Here is a 16,637-nt window from a genome sequence, read left to right as displayed (position 1 = left end):
TAGGGGACGTAGACGTCAGTCGACGCTGCGGACGATCACGGGCTCTTCGTCGGCCTGCCTGACCCACTCCTGGGGTTTGCGCGGGTCGGGGACGACCGGCGCCCAGATCCCAGTACCACCAGGGCGACGCTTACGACGTAACTCGAATTCCTCTCGCGTGGTCATGCACTCTGGGTACCCGCCTGAGTGGAACGTATGCCCGACAGCATGGTCGTGATGGCCGCCATGACCCGTCGCGTGGCCTCTGCCAGCACTTCCGCGGTGAGTTCGCGGTCGTACAGGTCGGACAGATCCACCGGCGCGCCCGCGACGACCTCGATCCGCTTGCGGGGCAACAACCTCGGCAGGATCGTGCCCTTCGGCAGCAGCTCGTGCGTGCCCCACTCGGCGACCGGCACGACGGGCACTTTGGACTCCAGCGCCATCCGCGCGACCCCGGACTTGCCCTTCATCGGCCAGTTGTCGGGGTCGTCGGTGAACGTGCCCTCCGGGAACACCATCACGCACTCGCCGTCGCGCAACGCCTCGACAGCGGGCCTCAACGCCTCTGAGGCCTTCACCGTGCCGCGTTCGACCGGGATGTGACCTCCCGACCGCATCACCCAGCCGACGACCGGCATGCGCCACAGGGAGGCCTTCGCGAGCACCCGCGGCACCCGGTTCGACATCAGCGAGAACACCACGGCCGCCACGGTGTCCGCGTTGGACAGGTGGTTGAACGCGAGGATCACTCCCCCGTTGCCCGGCACGTGCTGCCTGCCGCGCACTCGCAGGCGCACGAACAGCACGACGAAGGGCCACAGGACGTCGATCGCCAGCGAGAACCAGAATCCCCTGCCCCGGCGGGGCATCTTCCAGGTCCAGGCGGCCAGCTCCAGCGGTGTCACGCCTGGTATTCGAGCACGCCGGCGTTCTCAGTTCGGGTCAATTCGCCACGTTCGACGAGAACGTCGAGGTGAGCGGCCGTCTCACCGATGGCCAGCACCTGGTTGAACATGTCCAGGTCGTCGAACCGGCGCTGCCGCCGCGTCCACCCGATCTTGCGCGCCGTCTCGAACGCACTGCCCGCCACGGCCTTGCCGATCTCCTCCAGCCGCTGCTCGTGGAACCGCAGCAGCTCGTCGACCCGCGCGTGCGAGCTGTCCGTCACCTCGCCGTGCGCGGGCAGCAGCTTCAGGTCCGGCAGCTCGCGGGTGAGCCGCAGCGATGTCATGTAGTCGCCGAGCGGCAGTTCCGGTCGCAGCGGTTCGAAGCCGATCGACGGCGTGATGTGCGGCAGCACGTGGTCGCCGGAGAACAACACCTTCGCCGTGTGGTCCACGAACACGACGTGCCCGCGCGTGTGGCCGGGCGTCGGGATGACTTCGAGCTTGCGGTGCTCCAGGTCGACGGTGGAGCGGACGAGCCACTCGTCGGGTTCCTCGTAGTCGCGCAGCGCGTCGCCGCGGTCGACGTGGTGCATGATCTTGACCCACGTCTCGGCCAGCTCCGCGGCACCCCACTTGCGCAGGTCGGAGACGTTCTGGTCCTCCTGGCCGTGCAGCATGTGCAGCAGCGACGGCTGTTCGCCGAGACCGAGCCCGATCTTGCTGCCGAAGGTGCGGCGCAACGACACGGCCATCGTGAAGTGGTCGCGGTGGACGTGCGTGATGAGGAAGCGCCGGATGTCCTCGAAGCCCTTGTCCAACGTCCCGAGCGCCGCTTCGAGCTGGTCGCGCGCCTCGTCCAGCGCCCAGCCGGAGTCGATGAGGACGAGCCCGTCGCCGTCCTCGATCGCGTACACGTTCACGGCCCGCAGGCCGTCGTTCGGCAGCGGCAGCGGAATCCGGTGCACCCCTGGTGCGACCTCGAACGCGCCCGGCTCACTCCACACGCTTCGCCCACCTCATTGTTAGCGACAGCAACTATTACCTACCGGATAGTAACCCGGTATTCAGGGTGCTTGTCGATGTACTTCGCCACGAACGGGCACAACGGAGAAATCTTGACATCACGGGCCAGGACGTCGTCCAGCGCGTACTTCGCGAGCTGCGCGCCCAGGCCCTGCCCGGCGTAGGCCTCGTCGACCTCGGTGTGCACGAGGGCGAGCACCTCCCCGACCTTGCGGTACTCGAGGAACCCGGCGAGCTCGCCGTCGACGTGCACTTCGTAGCGGCTCAAGGCCTCGTTGTTGGTGACCACGTCAACCATCTTGCCTCGGAAGATGGAAAATGGCAGGCATGGACGTCTACCTCCTGATCCTGGGTGACCACCTGCCCAACCCGTGCACCGGGCAGGAGGTGCCGCAGGCGGACCGGCTCCGCGCGATGATCGAGCAGGCGGTGGTGGCCGAGGAGTCCGGCTTCGCGGGCGTCGCGATCGGCGAGCACCACTTCACCCGCTACATCGTCTCCGCCCCCGAGCTCCTCCTGGCAGCCGTGGCGGCCAGGACGTCCACCCTCCGGCTCTCGACCGGCGTCACGCTGCTCGCCCACCGCGACCCGGTCCTGGTCGCCGAGGCGCTGGCCACCCTCGACGTCCTCTCCGACGGCCGCGCGGAGCTGATCGTGGCGCGCGGCGTGGACCAGCAGACCGACGCGGCGTTCGGCGTCCAGCCGGGCGAGCTCCGCGCGCGGTTCGAGGAACACCTCCGGCTGCTGCTCAAGCTCCTGGAAGAGCCCGAGGTCAGCTGGGACGGCAAGTTCCGCGGCCAGCTCAGCGAGGTGACGACCACCCCGCGCCCGGTGCAGACGCCGCGCCCCACGGTGTGGATCGGCAGCGGCTCGGCGGTCTCGGCGGACCTGGGCGCCGAGCTGGCCATGCCGTTGATGCTCCCTTCGACGCTCCGCGACCCGTCGATCTACCAGGAAGTGGTGCAGCGGTACCGCGAGCGCTTCCCCGGCGGACGCGTCGGTGTGCCGAGCCACGTGTTCGTGGCGCGGGACGACGCGAGGGAACGGTGGCGCCCGCACCTGGCCGAGTACGCGCGGTTCGCTGATCCGTGGCGCGGCGACGGCGACATCGACGTGGACGCGATCATGGACGGCGCGGCGGTGTGCGGGACGCCGGACGAGGTGGCGGCGAGGCTCAACGTGCTGGCGGAGCGGCTTTCCATCGATACGCACCTGGTGATGGTGGACATCGGGGGCATGCCGCACGAATCGGTCATCGAGACGATTCGGCTGTTCGGGTCGGAAGTGCTGCCGAAACTTGTTTAACGCGAGCGGTGCCAAGGGTTAACACAAGCCCGGCAGGATCGACGTCGTGGGCATCAACGTCATCGGCATCACGCATCCTGGGCAGGTCGGGGCTCTCCCCGGCGGCACGAACGTGCTGGTGCTGGCCGATGACGGCACGTACGCCGACGAGTTCCTCGACACCGACTTCCACGCGCATCAGCTCGTGGTGCGCGCACACGGACGCGGGTCGGCGTTCTTCGCGGTGGCGGACAAAGCCCGTGAGTTGGGCGCGGATCGGGTCCTCTTCGGTGGTGTGCACGCAACCGCCGCCTCTCTCGCCGCCGGAGAGGACCCCGTGCTCGTGCTCGGCGTCAGGCCGCCCGGCGGTCCGATCGCGTGCAACGCGGCGTTCCTGGAGGAGCTCGCGCAGTGGCCGAGGCCGGCGCGCGCGTACCAGGGTGACGTGGACCACTGGCTCGCCGAGAACGCGTTGAGGGAAGGCCTCCGCGTGGAATTGGTTTCCTGGCTGATGGAGTCGACCGTCCCCATGCGACGGAAGTTGACGGCGTAGTCATCCGAAGGCGGAAGACACTGTCCTGCCGATGAAATACCGTTCTCCTCGCGGCCATCGCTGACGCGCACGCATCGAAGCTGAGTGGTTTCTCAGCGTGCCCACTCGGGGGTGTGGGTACACGGGTTCAGGGTTCATCTCAGGGGAGAACCTGAGCCTTCGATGCGGTGGTGTCGCTCAAGATGGTGCGCACCAGAGACCCACAGAGGGGAACAGACAGGTGAGCGCGTCCGAAGGTGTCGCGGCCAGAGCCGTCGACGTGTGGAAGTCCTACGGGTCCGGCGACGCCGCCGTGACCGCGCTCGCGGGGGTGAGCGTCGACCTGGAGAAGTCCAGGTTCACCGCGATCATGGGTCCGTCCGGGTCCGGCAAGTCGACGTTGATGCACTGCCTCGCGGGCCTTGACGACGTCACGAGCGGTGAGGTGTGGGTCGGTGACACGAAGGTCACCGGGTTGAAGGACCGCGGGCTCACGGAACTGCGGCGCGACAAGGTCGGTTTCATCTTCCAGCAGTTCAACCTGCTGCCGACGCTGACCGCGGAGGAGAACATCACGCTGCCGCTCGCGATCGGCGGCAAGAAGATCGACAAGGCGTGGTTCGACGTCGTCGTCGACACGGTCGGTCTGCGCGACCGGCTCACGCACCGGCCCACGCAGCTCTCCGGTGGCCAGCAGCAGCGCGTGGCGTGTGCCCGTGCGCTCGTGTCACGCCCTGACGTCGTGTTCGCGGACGAGCCGACGGGCAACCTGGACTCGCAGTCCGGCGCGGAGGTGCTCGGGTTCCTGCAGCGCTCCGCCCGTGAGTTCGGTCAGACGATCGTGATGGTCACGCACGACGCGAACGCCGCTTCGTACGCCGACCGCGTCATCTTCCTCAAGGACGGCCAGATCGTCCGCGAACTGCTGTCGCCGTCGGCCGACGAGGTTCTCGACACGATGAAGCACCTCGACTCTGTTGTCGCGGTGCCCCATGTTTAAGGCCACCATCAAGAGCTTGCTCTCGCGCAAGCTCAGACTCGTGCTGTCCGCGCTCGCCGTGGTGCTGGGCGTGATGTTCGTGTCCGGTTCGTTCGTGCTGACCGACACGCTTCAGCGTTCGTTCACCGACCTGTTCTCGTCGGCCTTCGCCAATGTGGACGTTTCGGTGTCGCCGAAGGCGGAGAAGGGCAAGCAGCCGGAACCGCTGACGCCGCAGGCGATCTCGGACGTCCAGGCCGTCCCGGGAGTGGCGAAGGCCGTCGGTGACGTGCAGGGCTCCGCCCGGCCGATCGGCAAGAACAACAAGGTGATGACCACCTCCGGCGCGCCGCGGTTCGGGTTCAACTGGACCGGCACGGGGCTGGAGAAGATCCGCGACGGCGGCAAGGCACCTCAAGCCGACAACGAGGTCGCGGTCGGCGCGTACCTCGCGTCGAGCGGCGGGTTCAAGGTCGGCGACGACATCGCGTTGCTGACGCTGGAACCCAAGAAGACCTTCAAGATCACCGGCGTGTTCGAGTACGCGGGTGGCCGCGAGTCGATGGGCGGCGAGCTGGCGGTCGCGTTCACCCAGCCGGTGGCGCAGAAGTTGTTGCTGGGCCAGGAGAACGTGTTCTCCGGCATCACCGTCACGGCGGCGAACGGCACGTCCGACGACGCACTGCGCGACGCGGTGGCGGCGAAGCTCGGCGCGAACTACGACGTGAAGACCGGCGCCACGCTCGCGAAGGAGCAGGCCGACCAGATCAACGAGGGCCTGAAGTTCTTCAACTACGTGCTGCTCGGGTTCGCCGGCATCGCGTTGTTCGTCGGCATCTTCATCATCCTCAACACGTTCTCCATCATCGTCGCCCAGCGCACGCGGGAGCTGGCGCTGCTGCGGTCGATGGGCGCCTCGCGCGGCCAGGTCATCGGCTCGGTGGTGCTGGAGGCGTTCGTGATCGGCCTGATCGCGTCGATCGTCGGTCTCGGGGCAGGGGTCGGCGTCGGGGCGCTGCTAGCGAAGATCTTCAGCTCGGTCGGCGGTTCCAGCCTCCAGCTCGCGGGCATCGGCGTGCCGATGTCGGCGGTGATCTCCTCGTTCGCGGTGGGCATCGTGGTCACGATGATCGCGGCGGTCACGCCGGCGCTGCGGGCGTCGCGAATCGCGCCGGTCGCGGCGATGCGCGAGGCGGCCACGCCGGACCGGCCGCTGACGAAGATCACGATCACCGGCGCGCTCGTCGCGGCGGCGGGCGGCACGGCGCTGGGCTTCGGCTTCAGGCAGGCCTCGCTGCCGTTGATCTTCGGCGGCATCCTGGTGGCGTTCGTCGGTGTCGCGTTGCTGACCCCGATGCTGTCCAAGCCGATGGTGTCGCTGATCGGCCGGCTGCTGTCGTGGTCGATGCCAGGGCTGCTGGGGCGCCGCAACTCCGCGCGCAACCCGCGCCGCACAGCCATCACCGCGGCCGCGCTGATGGTCGGCATCTCGCTGATCACCGGCGTGAGCGTGGTGCTGACGTCGGCGACGAAGTCGATCGAGAAGCTGGCGTCCGGGCAGCTGCAGACCGACCTGATCATCTCCGGCGAGGGCCAGATGGAGGGCCAGCCGGCGACGTTCGGGCCGGACGTGCTGACGAAGATCGAGAAGACCGACGGCGTGGAGCAGGCGGTCGGCTGGTCGTCGGACGGCGTGCTGCAGGGCGAGGACCAGATGTTCGGGATCGCGGTCACGAACATGCCGGCGCTGAAGACCATGTTCGCGCTGAAGCCGAAGTCCGGTGACCTGGTCGCGCTGAAGGACGACCAGATCGGCCTGCCGGAGGACCTGGCGACCGACAAGGGCTGGAACGTCGGCTCGCAGGTGTCGTTGCAGCTGGCCAAGGCGAGCGCGCCGAAGACGTTCACGGTGGCGTTCGTCTGGCAGAAGTCGCAGGTGCTGCAGGGCGCGATCGTGCTGCCGCCGTCCGCGTCGAAGGAGTTCCGCTCCGACGGCATCGGGCAGGCGTTCGTCCAGGTGAAGCCGGGCACGACCGTGGCGGACGTGCAGAAGCGCGTCGAGCCGTTGCTCGCGGACAACCCGGAGATCACCGTCCAGGACCGCAGCGGGTTCGTGAAGCAGACGACCTCGCAGTTCGACACGGTCCTGCTGATGATCCAGATCCTGCTGGCGCTGGCGATCCTGATCGCGGTCCTCGGCGTCATCAACACCCTGGCGCTGTCGGTGATCGAACGGACCCGCGAGCTGGGTCTGCTGCGCGCCATCGGCATGCGGCGGGCGCAGGTGATGCGGATGATCACCGTCGAGTCGGTGGTGATCTCGGTGTTCGGCGCGGTGCTCGGCCTCGCGGTCGGGCTCGCCCTGGGCGTTGCGACCGTGCAGGCGTTGAAGGACCAGGGCATCTCGGAGATCGGGTTCCCCTGGATGACCATGGTCCAGTACCTGGTGGTGGCGGCGTTCGTGGGCGTGATCGCCGCGATCCTGCCCGCGATCAGGGCGGCACGCCTGAACGTGCTGGACGCGATCGCCTACGAGTGAGTGCGGACGAGTCGTGTCCAGGTCCCGGCCGGCCACGACTCGTACGTGTTCGCTTGAGATCAGGCCATCAGCGGCCGGCTTCCGGAAGAAGCCGCTGATGGCCTGATGCGTTTGCGCACGGGCCGCCTGCGCGCGTTCGGCGATCTCGGGTTCGCACAACGGCGTGATGCGCACGCAGGTCGGTTGGTTGCTGTCCGGCGTCACCGACCCGGACGGCCACGACATCCGTTTCTGCACCGTGCCACTGGAGATCCCCGAGGACGCGGGCCTGATGGTCCGGAGCTCGTGAGGGCGCTGTGCCGGGCCGTCGCCTTGGCCGGCACAGCACCCCCTGTCGCTCACGCGTGCGGGCAGGTGTCCCGGTAGGCGCTGATGAGCGTGTTCGGCGCGGGGGCCGGGCACAGGAACTGGTCGTAGCGCACGTCGTCGTCCACGAACCGCTTCAACCACGACAGCGTGTACTTGCGCACCGTCACGTTGTCGCTGCGAGGCGCCGAGTGGTCACCGCCGCGCAGTTCCAGGAACGCCTTGTCCGGCGCGGCCGTGATCGAGTTGTAGAACGGCGTCGAGTGCTGCGAGTTCGGCGCGGTCGGGTCGTTCTGGCCGCCGAGCACCAGGGTCGGCACCTGGACCGCCGACCAGTTCTTGGTGGTGTGCCAGCCGGCCATCGGGATCGAGGCCTGCAAGGCGGGACGGGTCGCGGAGGCGCGCAACGCTCCCCCGCCGCCCATCGAGTGCCCCATCACGGCGAGGCGTGAGGCGTCGACGCGCGGGTTCGTCCGGACCGCGTAGTCCAGCGCGGCCAGCAGCTGACGGCCGCGGCTGTCCGGGTCGTCGAACCCGGACAACGTGTTGATGGTGACCACGACGAACCCGTACGACGCGAGCCTCGGCCCGAAGTGCGCCACGGACGACTGGGTCGCGGTGAAGCCGGGCGAGACGGCGACCGCGCCGAAGGTGAGGTCGCTGGTCGGGGTGTAGATCGTGCCACCGCCGAAGTTCGACTGGCGGGCGATGGCCTGGGAGGTCACGGCGAACGTGCCTCGGGAAGCCTCGACGGAGGCGGCCGTGGGTGCGGGGCCGCGCTCGTAGGGGTTGGCCGCCGCGGTGGCGACGGCGGGGGCGGTGGCTGGGATCAGCGCCAGGACCAGCGCCGCAAGCACAGGTTTGATGCGCACGACGAAGACACCTCGATTGGTTGCAGGGGAACCAAAAGCGACGGCGAGACTCACGCTACCGCTCGGTAGGGGCGGGACGATTCGGCCACTCGGATGGTTACCGGGATGTTTCGGTGGTGTTCGGGTGCCGTACGCCGGTCACCCAGCGCAGCGGACCGGGACGTTGTCGTCCTGTTCAGTCACCGAAGAGGCGGTATGCGGCGAATCAGACGGCCCACAATGGTGATCGAGTGCCCACACGGAGACAGTTCCTCGTTCTGAGCTCCACAGCAGCACTCACCGGTCTGCTGTCGGAGACTCCCGCGTCCGCCGCCGCCGATACCGCGCAGCCGTACGCGTCCTATTGGCATCCCGCCACGATCCTGAACTGGGATCCGTCGACGGACCGGGACGCGCGGTACAACCGCAGCACCGTGCCGCTGGCCAGACGTGTCGTGCCGGCCAGACCGGCCAATGCCCACGCACGGCCGAACGAGGCACGCGTGCAGGCGTTGGTGGCGTACGCGCCGACGAGCAACAACCCCGCTCAGGGCGCGCTCGACATGAACTACTACGCCACGAACTACTGGCAGTACATCGACGAGCTGGTGTTCTGGGGTGGCAGCGCCTCCGAGGGGCTGATCCTCGCTCCCAACGCGACCGTCACCGACGCCGCGCACCGCAACGGCGTCAAGGTCATCGGCAACGTGTTCCTGCCGCCGACGGCGTACGGCGGCCAGATCCAGTGGGTGCGCGACTTCGTCAAGCGCGAGGGCGACCGGTTCCCGGTGGCGGACAAGATGATCCAGGTCGCGCGCCACTACGGGTTCGACGGCTGGTTCCTCAACCAGGAGACGGCCGGCGGCAACGCGCAGCTCGCGACCGACATGCGCGACTTCGTCGTGTACATGAAGAAGTCCGGGCTGCGGGTCATCTGGTACGACGCGATGACCGACACCGGCAGCGTCAGCTGGCAGAACGCCCTGACCGCGCGCAACCGGATGTTCTTCGAGCCGTCCGACGAGATGTTCCTGAACTTCTGGTGGAGCCAGCAGGGGCTCGCGAACTCCGCCTCCCTCGCGCAGCAGATGGGCCGCAGCCCGTACGACCTGGCGTCCGGCGTGGACGTCGAGGCCAACGGCTACAACACCGGCGTCAGCTGGGCCAGCGTGTTCCCCGAGAACCGGCCGCACGTCACGTCGCTCGGCTTCTACCGTCCGGAGTGGACGTTCAAGTCGGCGACGAGCCCCGCCGACTTCTACGCGCGCGACAACCGGTTCTGGATCGGCCAGAACGGCGACCCGGCCAACACGACGACGACGGCGAACTGGAAGGGCGTCGCCCATTACGTCACCGAGCTGACGCCGATCACGACCCTGCCGTTTGTCACGAACTTCAACACCGGCCACGGCCGGAAGTTCGCCGTCAACGGCACGGTCCGGTCGGCGCAGCAGTGGAACAACCTGAGCCTTCAGGACGTCCTGCCCACATGGCGGTGGAGCGTCAGCGGCACGGGCACGAAGGTCACGCCCTCGCTCGACTGGGACGACCCGTACGACGGCGGCACGGCGCTGAAGATCACCGGGACACCCCAGCAGAACAACGACGTCCGGCTGTTCGCGACGTCGTTGGCGATCTCCGGCAACACCCAGCTGGAGGTCGTGCACCGCACCGGCACCGGGCCGTCCCGGCTCCAGGCGGTGCTGCGGTTCGGGACGACGGAGAAGGTGCTCGACCTCGGCGGCGTCAGCGGTGCGTGGCGGCGCAGCGTCTTCCCGCTCGGCGAGCACTCCGGCACCACGCTGACGGAGATCTCGCTCCGGGTCCTGGCCGGCCCGGCCGTCACCGCGCTGATCGGCCGGATCGGCGTCACGAACCCGGTGATGACCGGGCCGAGCGCGCCGACGAACCTGGCCGTCGAGCAGGTGAGCCGCACCAACGCCACCACGGCGCAGGCACGGCTCACCTGGACGAGATCACCGAACGTCCGCCAGTACCGGGTCTACAAGTGGACCGGCACCGAACGGATCTTCCTCGGCGGCACGGCGAACGACGCGTACTTCGTGCCCGCGATCCCGCTCACCACCGGCGAGACCGCGCAGATCGAGATCGAAGCGGTCAGCGAGGCGTTCGACGTCTCGCCACCGGCCCGTGTCTCGATCACTGGTACACCCTGACGTAGTCCAGCACCATGTCCTGCGGCAGCTGCGTCCCGGCCCCCGGCGGGCCGGGCCAGTCGCCGCCCACCGCGTTGTTGATGATCAGGAAGAACGGGTGGTCGTACACCCAAGGCCCGCGCGTGGTCTCCAGGACGTTGCGGTCGACGGTGAAGAACCGGTTGCCGTCCACGCTGAACGTCATGTGGCTGGAGTCCCACTCCACCGCGAACGTGCGGAACGCCGAGGACGCGGGCTGGCCGAGGGCGAGCGGTGACCCGTACCCACCCGCACCGAAGTAGGCGGGCGCGTGCAGCGTCGAGTAGACGGTGTTCGGTTCCTTGCCGACGTGTTCCATGATGTCGATCTCGCCGGTGTACGGCCACGGCCTGCCCTGGTCGAAGAAGTCCGCGCCCAGCATCCAGAACGCCGGCCACAGCCCCTGCGTCGACGACACCTTGATCCGCGCCTCGACCCGGCCGTAGGTGAACTTGAACTTGCCGTAGGTGTTGAGCCTCGCCGACGTGTACTGGCAGGTTCCGCTGCCGCTCACCGGGTCCACCGGGCACGCGCTGCCGGGCGTCACCTCACGCCGTGCCTGCAACACCAGGTTGCCGTTGCCGTCGTGGCGGGCGTTGTTGTTGTTCGTGTAGTACTGCAGCTCGTTGTTCACGCCCGGACCGGTCTCCGGCGTCCACTTCGAGGCGTCCGGCCCGGTGCCCGCGGGCGCGTTGAACTCGTCCGCCCACACCAGCCTGCCGGGGAACGACGGGTTCGGCGGCAGCGGCGGGGGCGTGATCGGCGCACCACCTGTGCCGTAGACCTGGAACTCCCACAACGAGTAGCCGTAGCCGTTCGACCTCGCCGTGCCGTACATGCGCACATAACGGCCGGTGCCGCTGACCGTCAGCGTCTCCTTGAAGCCGCGGCCGGTCGTGGTCGAGTAGATCTGCCGCCAGTTCGCGTTGTCGTCGGACACCTCGAGCCGGTAGGCGGTGGCGAACGCCGCGTCCCACTGGAGCACGACCTTCGAGATCTGGGCGGTGGCACCGAGGTCGACGGAGATCCAGCCGGGGTCGACCCAGCCGTTCACCGGGCTCGTCGCCCAGCGCGAGGCGGGATCGCGGTCGAACGCCCTGACCGGGAAGCACTGCCAGCAGGTACCGTCGTCCTGCGAGCTCGACGCGGCACCGGTTTTCCCGTACGACAGCAGGGTTTCCCCGCCACCGCCGTCGCGGGTGCCGAACACCTGGAACTCCCACAGCGAGTACCCCCACTGGGTCGCCCGCTGGGTCAGGTCGAGCCGCACGTACCGGCCGGTGCCGGTGACGGGCAGGGTCTCGGTGCCACCCGGACCGGTCGTCGTCCGGCGCAGCTCCTGCCAACTGTTCCCGTCAGCGGAGATGCTGAGCGTGTACGCCCGCGCGCTGGCCGTCTCCCAGGCCAGCACCACCTGGTCGACGCGCGCGGACGAGCCGAGGTCGATCTGGATCCACTGCGGGTCGCTGAACGTGCTGGACCAGCGGGTGCCGAGATCGCCGTCGACCGCGGCCGCCGCCCCGAACGCGACGTTCTCGCTGCTGGAGGCGGTGACCGGACGGTTCTGCGAGATCAGCGGCCCCGCGGCCGACGCGGTCACGGGGACGATCAGAGCGGCCACGGCGAGCGCCGCGACCACCAGAGGAAATCTTCCGCGTTGAAGCCTTCCTGACATGGATGCTCCTGGTTCGGAGAACGAGAGGTGACGGCGAGAGAGCGCTCTCTTGCGACAGGAGTTCGGCACCGAGAGTCAGGGCAGCGGGCACGCCCTGTCAAGAAAACCGGGACTTCTGAACGTTACTTGCGGATTGACGGCCGATTGCGGACTGCGCCATGCTCGAATGGCGTGAGAGCGCTCTCCCAATCCTGCTGCGGAGAGGAAAGCTTCAATGAGGAAGCGTCTGTTCCACATCGCCGCCGTCATCGGGCTGATAGCCACGGCTTTCAGCATTCCGGTTGCGGCACAAGGAGAACCCGTCCGCGTGGCCGAGTTCCTCGCGGAGTGCCCCGTCAGTCACCGGTTGCCGGACGACCCGATCGTCCTGCCGAACCTCGCCGGTGCCTCGCACATGCACGACTTCTTCGGCAACCACTCGACGAACGCCCGGTCCACCCAGCAGTCGCTGGAGGGGCAGACCGGCAACTGCAACCCGGTCGCGGACATCTCGTCGTACTGGGTGCCGACGCTCTACCGGAACAACACCGCGATCGCCCCCACCGGCGTCACCTTCTACTACCTCGGTGAGGGCGTGAACAACCCGGCGGCGATCCAGCCCACCCCGTACGGGCTCAAGATCGTGGCGGGCAACGCGAAAGCCACGGGCGACGCCGACAGCATCGCTCGCTGGTCCTGCCTGCACGCCGGACACGTCAACCCGTCCAAGAACTTCGTGACCTGCCCGGCGGGCACGATGCTCGAGACCTATCTGGACTTCCCGCAGTGCTGGGACGGCCGCAACCTCGACTCGGCCGACCACAAGTCCCACATGGCCTACCCGGTCGCGGGCGGCTGCGCGGCGAGCCACCCCGTCCCGGTGCCGAAGCTCCGCATGGTGCTGAGGTATCCGGTCAACGGCAGCACCGCCGGACTGCGACTCGCATCCGGTACAGGGCAAACAATGCACGGCGACTTCTTCAACGTGTGGCCGCGGGCCGAGATGGAACGCCGCGTCCGCAACTGCATCAACGTGGTGATCAAGTGCGACCACGCCGGCAACCACGGGTAACTGTTCTCCTGCTGGCAGGCCTTCTCGCGGCCTGCCAGCAGGCTCCACCCCCGGCCCCACCTGCTCCCCCGACCACCTCAAACGCCTACGGCGCAACCGAACGGGCGTTCGTCGAGCTGGCGATCGCGACCGACGAGCAGGCGCTCAAGCTGCTCGGCCTCACCGACCGCGCCGAACTCAAGGAGAACCGGAACATCGAGCTCACCGCCCTGCGCAAGCTCCTCGACGCGCCGTACGTGAACCAGCACGCCGGGCACGACATGCCGGGCATGCCCACGGACGCCGAGATCGCGCTCGCCTCCACCAGCAGGGACGCCCTGGACCAGTTCGTGCGCGTCCACCTCACCGAGTCGCTGGAGGTCGTGCGCTCGGCGGGTTCGGCGATCACGCACCCGCCGACCGCCGAGGTCGTGAAACTGATGGAACGCCACCGCACGGCCGAACTGGCGGCGGGGTGAAGCGCGTGACACTGGAGGAGGTCGCGCGCGTGGCCGGGGTGTCGCGCGCGACGGCGTCGAGAGTGGTCAACGGCGCGTCGAGCGTCGACGAGGCACTGCGGCACGCCGTCGAGAAAGCCATCTCCAGCACGGGTTACCTGCCGAACATCGCCGCCCGCTCGCTCGTCACGCGCCGAGCCGACGCGATCGGCCTGCTGCTGCCCGACGAACGCCGCATGGACGGCGACCCGCACCTCGCGAGCGTCGTCAGCGGCGTGACGAGGGTCGTGCGCCCGCTCGGCATCCACCTGGTGCTGATGATGACCGGTCCGGGCACCCGCGAGCAGGCGTTGAGCGACCTGCGGTGCGGGCGTCTGGACGGCGTGATCCTCGTGCACACCGACCCCGCCGACCCGGTGCCGGGCCAGCTGATCGCGGCCGGGCTGCCCGTGGTGCTGGCGGGCCGCCCGCTCAAGCCGATGCCGATCACCTACGTCGACGTGAACCAGACGGCCGGTGCCGCCCTCGCTGCCCGGCGACTGAAGTCGTTGCGATGCAAGCGGATCGCGACGATCACCGGCCCGCAGGACACCCCGGCGGGCCAGGACCGGCTGGCCGGGTTCCTCGCCGAGGTGCCGGACGCCGTCGTCGTCCACGGCGACTTCACCCGGCAGTCCGGTGTCAAGGCGATGGAACGGTTGTTGCGCTGCTGCCCCGACGTGGACGGTGTGTTCGTGGCGTCGGACCTGATGGCCAACGGCGCGATCCCGGTGCTGCACCGGGCCGGGCGCAAGGTGCCCGACGACGTGGCGGTGGTGGGGTTCGACGACAGCAGTGCCGCGCTGACCACCGAGCCCGAGCTCACGACCGTGCGCCAGCCGATCACCGACATGGCCGCGGAGATGGCCCGGCAGCTGCTGCGCCAGCTCGCCGCGCCGCACTCCCCCGCCACCTCGGTGATGTTCGAACCCTCTTTGGTGGTGCGGGAGAGCGGCTGATCACCGGGTGCGCACCGGCGCGTCCCTGGTGATCGCCCACGTGCCCGCCAGCGCGACCAGGAAGGCCACCAGCGACAGCAGGTGCCAGCCGTTCCCCAGCAGCTCCGGGATCTCGTGGATGAACGGCAGGTCGCCCGACTGCGGCATCCGCGCGCTCGTGACCGCGGCCAGCACCAGGCTGATCGGCACCGCGACGACACCGGCCACGCCGAACCGGTCGAACGCCGCGGCGCAGAACATGCCGGCCGCGCACCACACCAGGAACATCATGAGGAACGCGAGCGGCTCGGCGTGCCCGTCGACGCTCCAGCCCATGAGGTAGTAGATCCCGTCCTCCGAGTAGAACCCCAGCAGCCCCAGCGCCGTCACCGCGAGCGACAGCACGACGGCGAACGCGGAGGCCGCGGTGAGGAACTCGCGGCGGGTGCGGCCGTGCGCGACGGCGATCGGCAGCACGTTGTGCACCAGGTAGATGCCCACCCAGAACAGGAACCAGCGGACGATCTGGGACATCACGATGTTCCAGCCGCTGACGCCGATGTCGTTGAAGAGCGCGAGCGCGAACGTGCCGGCGATGCAGAACGCGAAGGCGCCCAGGGCGACCTCCACGCAGTACAGCCCGATCGACCTGGTCAGGTGGTGGAAGATCTTCACCGCAGGCCTCCGACCGGTTCGGTGAGGTGGACGAACAGGTCCTGCAACGCGATCGGGCCGAGTTCCAGCCCCAACTGGCGGGCGCGGACCAGCCGCTCGTCGTCCAGGCTGCCGTAGACCATCGCGGCCTTGGTCCGTCCCAGGGTCTTCTGGCCCAGCACGGTCAGGCCGGCGGTGAACTCGTCGACCTCGGTCGCGTTGCCGATGACCTCGGTGCCGCGGGAGCGCAGCAGATCGGCCTCCTCCTGCAGCACCAGCCGCCCGGAGTCGATGATCAGCACCTCCTCCAGCAACGACGCCAGCTCCTCGATGAGGTGCGTGGAGATCACGATCGTGCGCGGGTGCGCCATGAAGTCGCTGAGCAGCGCGTCGTAGAACGCGTACCGCGTCGGTGTGTCCATGCCGAGGTGCGACTCGTCCAGCATCGTCAGCGGCGACCGGCTGGCGAGCCCGATCACGACGCCGAGCGCGGACCGCTGCCCCAGCGACAGGGCGCCGACCTTGGTCTTCAGGCCGATCTTGAACAGCTCGGCGAGCCCCAGCGCGTAGTCGTTGTCCCACGTGTCCCGCCAGGCCGCGCCGTACTCCAGCACGTGCGAGACCTTGTCGCCCTTGTCCGCGGCGTCGGCCGTGTGCCGCACCAGGCACACCTTGCGCATCGCGGCGGCGTTCTCGAAGACCGGTACTCCGTCGAGCTGAACGGTTCCTGAAGGCCTGCGGTAGCCGGCGAGCGCCGACATCAGGCTCGTCTTGCCCGAGCCGTTGCGGCCCAGCAGGCCGTAGATCTTGTTGCCGGACAACGAGAAGCTCATGTCGTCAACGGCTGTCGTGTTCCCGTAGCGGACCGTTAAGCCCTGCACGTCGACTCTCATCACATGCTCCCGTTGTTCTCGTGCTGCTCGATCCTGCGGATGACCTCCGCGAGCGGGATGCCGATGGCGCGCGCCTCCGCGACCATCGGGTCCACCACCTCGCCGAAGAAGGTCTCCCTCCCCTGTGCCCGCAACATGTCCCGGGCCTGCGCGCTCACGAACATCCCGATCCCCCTCTTCTTGTAGAGCACCTGCTCGTCCACGAGCTGCTGGAACGCCTTCGCGGCGGTCGCCGGGTTGATCCGGTAGTAGGAGGCGTACTGGTTGGTCGACATGACCTGTTCGTCCGCCTTCAACGCCCCGCTGAGCACGTCCGCCTTGATCCGGTCGGCGATCTGCCGGTAGATCGGGCTCCGGTCGTCGAACATCGCT

At 68.5% G+C, this 16,637-nt stretch carries 18 protein-coding genes; 9 read left to right on the top strand and 9 right to left on the bottom strand.

Annotated features, from left to right (window positions below; all coding sequences use genetic code 11):
* Positions 1–15: 15 nt before the first annotated feature.
* Genes ACFWNN_RS31730 through ACFWNN_RS31715 form a run of 4 tightly spaced genes read right to left on the bottom strand, consistent with a single transcriptional unit; the run spans position 16 to position 2,181 of the window.
* The gene (locus tag ACFWNN_RS31730) at positions 16–165 is read right to left on the bottom strand and encodes a hypothetical protein (protein ID WP_382443614.1); all 150 of its coding nucleotides are present in this window, start codon (positions 163–165) and stop codon (positions 16–18) included.
* Positions 162–887 carry a lysophospholipid acyltransferase family protein gene (locus ACFWNN_RS31725; protein WP_382443613.1) on the bottom strand — a complete coding sequence of 242 codons (726 nt, stop codon included), beginning with the start codon at positions 885–887 and terminating at the stop codon, positions 162–164. The genes ACFWNN_RS31730 and ACFWNN_RS31725 overlap by 4 nt, the downstream gene beginning before the upstream one ends.
* Positions 884–1,873, bottom strand: coding sequence for an MBL fold metallo-hydrolase (locus ACFWNN_RS31720; protein ID WP_382443612.1), 990 nt, complete (start codon positions 1,871–1,873; stop codon positions 884–886). The genes ACFWNN_RS31725 and ACFWNN_RS31720 overlap by 4 nt, the downstream gene beginning before the upstream one ends.
* Before the next feature lie 38 nt (positions 1,874–1,911).
* Positions 1,912–2,181: a GNAT family N-acetyltransferase gene (locus ACFWNN_RS31715; protein ID WP_382443611.1), complete on the bottom strand. Its 270-nt coding sequence runs from the start codon at positions 2,179–2,181 to the stop codon at positions 1,912–1,914.
* A 38-nt stretch (positions 2,182–2,219) separates the two neighbouring features.
* Here ACFWNN_RS31715 and ACFWNN_RS31710 point away from each other — a divergent pair, with 38 nt between their 5' ends.
* From ACFWNN_RS31710 to ACFWNN_RS31690, 5 genes are all read left to right on the top strand, one after another.
* A complete protein-coding gene (locus ACFWNN_RS31710) occupies positions 2,220–3,197 on the top strand; it encodes an LLM class flavin-dependent oxidoreductase (RefSeq protein ID WP_382443610.1) in 978 nt (325 codons plus the stop codon).
* A gap of 46 nt (positions 3,198–3,243) precedes the next feature.
* Positions 3,244–3,729: a hypothetical protein gene (locus tag ACFWNN_RS31705; protein WP_382443609.1), complete on the top strand. Its 486-nt coding sequence runs from the start codon at positions 3,244–3,246 to the stop codon at positions 3,727–3,729.
* Positions 3,730–3,949: 220 nt separating this feature from the next.
* The gene (locus tag ACFWNN_RS31700) at positions 3,950–4,708 is read left to right on the top strand and encodes an ABC transporter ATP-binding protein (protein WP_382443608.1); all 759 of its coding nucleotides are present in this window, start codon (positions 3,950–3,952) and stop codon (positions 4,706–4,708) included.
* Between the two features lie 16 nt (positions 4,709–4,724).
* Positions 4,725–7,226 (top strand): ABC transporter permease, encoded by a 2,502-nt coding sequence (locus ACFWNN_RS31695; RefSeq protein ID WP_382443607.1) that lies wholly within the window; start codon positions 4,725–4,727, stop codon positions 7,224–7,226.
* Positions 7,227–7,392: 166 nt separating this feature from the next.
* Entirely contained in the window at positions 7,393–7,515 is a 123-nt protein-coding gene (locus tag ACFWNN_RS31690; RefSeq protein ID WP_382443606.1) for a hypothetical protein, read from the top strand.
* Between the two features lie 49 nt (positions 7,516–7,564).
* Here the strand turns inward: ACFWNN_RS31690 and ACFWNN_RS31685 are convergent, their stop codons facing one another.
* Positions 7,565–8,404, bottom strand: a complete 840-nt coding sequence (locus tag ACFWNN_RS31685) for a dienelactone hydrolase family protein (protein ID WP_382443605.1) — start codon at positions 8,402–8,404, stop codon at positions 7,565–7,567.
* A gap of 230 nt (positions 8,405–8,634) precedes the next feature.
* On the opposite strand from ACFWNN_RS31685, the gene ACFWNN_RS31680 reads away from it, so the two are divergent.
* Complete coding sequence (locus ACFWNN_RS31680) at positions 8,635–10,560, top strand: hypothetical protein (RefSeq protein ID WP_382443604.1); 1,926 nt, start codon at positions 8,635–8,637, stop codon at positions 10,558–10,560.
* Here ACFWNN_RS31680 and ACFWNN_RS31675 read toward each other — a convergent pair.
* A complete protein-coding gene (locus ACFWNN_RS31675) occupies positions 10,544–12,253 on the bottom strand; it encodes a discoidin domain-containing protein (RefSeq protein ID WP_382443603.1) in 1,710 nt (569 codons plus the stop codon). The genes ACFWNN_RS31680 and ACFWNN_RS31675 overlap by 17 nt on opposite strands.
* Positions 12,254–12,467: 214 nt before the next feature.
* Here ACFWNN_RS31675 and ACFWNN_RS31670 point away from each other — a divergent pair, with 214 nt between their 5' ends.
* Genes ACFWNN_RS31670 through ACFWNN_RS31660 form a run of 3 tightly spaced genes read left to right on the top strand, consistent with a single transcriptional unit; the run spans position 12,468 to position 14,739 of the window.
* Positions 12,468–13,304 (top strand): DUF1996 domain-containing protein, encoded by an 837-nt coding sequence (locus tag ACFWNN_RS31670; protein WP_382443602.1) that lies wholly within the window; start codon positions 12,468–12,470, stop codon positions 13,302–13,304.
* Entirely contained in the window at positions 13,277–13,762 is a 486-nt protein-coding gene (locus ACFWNN_RS31665) for a hypothetical protein (protein ID WP_382443601.1), read from the top strand. Before ACFWNN_RS31670 ends, ACFWNN_RS31665 begins: the two co-directional genes overlap by 28 nt.
* A gap of 5 nt (positions 13,763–13,767) precedes the next feature.
* Positions 13,768–14,739, top strand: coding sequence for a LacI family DNA-binding transcriptional regulator (locus tag ACFWNN_RS31660; protein ID WP_382443600.1), 972 nt, complete (start codon positions 13,768–13,770; stop codon positions 14,737–14,739).
* Here ACFWNN_RS31660 and ACFWNN_RS31655 read toward each other — a convergent pair whose 3' ends face one another.
* From ACFWNN_RS31655 to ACFWNN_RS31645, 3 genes are read right to left on the bottom strand one after another with little or no spacing between them, the layout of a single operon-like run.
* The gene (locus ACFWNN_RS31655) at positions 14,740–15,393 is read right to left on the bottom strand and encodes a hypothetical protein (RefSeq protein ID WP_382443599.1); all 654 of its coding nucleotides are present in this window, start codon (positions 15,391–15,393) and stop codon (positions 14,740–14,742) included.
* Entirely contained in the window at positions 15,390–16,265 is an 876-nt protein-coding gene (locus ACFWNN_RS31650) for an ATP-binding cassette domain-containing protein (protein WP_382443598.1), read from the bottom strand. Before ACFWNN_RS31650 ends, ACFWNN_RS31655 begins: the two co-directional genes overlap by 4 nt.
* A complete protein-coding gene (locus ACFWNN_RS31645; RefSeq protein WP_382443597.1) occupies positions 16,265–16,633 on the bottom strand; it encodes a GntR family transcriptional regulator in 369 nt (122 codons plus the stop codon). Before ACFWNN_RS31645 ends, ACFWNN_RS31650 begins: the two co-directional genes overlap by 1 nt.
* Positions 16,634–16,637 lie beyond the last annotated feature (4 nt).

Origin of the sequence: Lentzea sp. NPDC058450 (assembly GCF_042721395.1) — a bacterium.
In the GTDB taxonomy this organism is placed as follows: domain Bacteria; phylum Actinomycetota; class Actinomycetes; order Mycobacteriales; family Pseudonocardiaceae; genus Lentzea.
This window is presented reverse-complemented; position numbering and strand designations above follow the sequence as displayed.